This is a genomic window from Pontimicrobium sp. MEBiC01747, assembly GCF_053601635.1.
The window spans coordinates 1-1031 of record NZ_JBSHNS010000400.1; the positions used below are offsets into that span (position 1 = coordinate 1).

1 protein-coding gene and 1 rRNA gene are annotated in these 1031 nt (G+C 28.0%); both read right to left on the reverse strand.

Going from position 1 to position 1031, the window contains the following annotated elements; translation table 11 throughout:
* Positions 1-370: 370 nt before the first annotated feature.
* Entirely contained in the window at positions 371-727 is a 357-nt protein-coding gene (locus tag ACVC2P_RS12810) for a hypothetical protein (protein ID WP_452598860.1), read from the reverse strand.
* A 212-nt stretch (positions 728-939) separates the two neighbouring features.
* Positions 940-1031, reverse strand: a 5S ribosomal RNA gene (gene rrf, locus ACVC2P_RS12815); the annotation flags it as partial.

The window sequence follows — 1031 nt, forward strand, 5'->3', positions numbered from 1 at the left end:
TTTAAATTTATTTTTTAGCCTTTTAATGAACTCCGCTTGCTCCCTTAACTTACGCCTTAGTCGCTAAGCGGGTGCAAATATACAACCTATTTTTACTTTAACAACTCTTATCTCAACTTTATTTTAAACTTATTTTTAATACGCACTTTTTCAAGCACTTAAACACCTGACTTTTTTGTTCGTTTTTGGAATTGAGATAATCTTACTTGTCCTTATTAAGTATATCAATACAGTTACAAGTAACTATGGAATAATAAATAAACCTTAAAAAACTTCAATTACTTTTTACTTGTTCTAAATTCATTGTATTAATCTTACTTCAATTATACAATTAGCATCTAAATATTATTGAAATCTGTTTTAAACTATTTTAAAATCCTTGCCAAGCTATTCTTTTATCCGATCCTATAACAATCTTTTCTAGAATTAGCTCCAACTTTGTTGAAACATCCCAAAAATTAATTTTAGTCATTTCAGAAATTTTATTCACAATACAGTTATCTAATTCAATATCTCGTTTACCTTTCCAGATTTTATCAGATAAACAGACAATAAAATCTTCTATTTCAAGATTATCTTCTCTCCAATTTCCATGAGTAATTAATATTTCCTTTTCATTTAATAACAGAGTTGGCCATTGAGTCTTTAACTCTTCTATAATATAAAAAGCTGTTGAATTAACAATTGTTGAATGTTTATAAAGCTTATGGAGCTTTAAACTCTTCAAGTAAACCCTGTACCTCTCTAGATAATTCTATTAGTTTCAAAAAAATGAGTAATGCTTTAAAAATTCTTAATCAATCCAATATAGTTTAATTAAAGAAAAAAAGGTACAAGATAAAAGTATAAAGCAAAAAAAATCCTCAACAAAAAGATATTTGTTGAGGATTCGTTATACAAAAAAAAGCTCTTTAGTAAATATATACTAAAGAGCTTTAAAAAAGGCGACGACCTACTCTTCCACGATTGTAGTACCATCGGCGCTAATGGGCTTAACTTCTCTGTTCGGAATGGTAAGAGGTGAGCCCCAT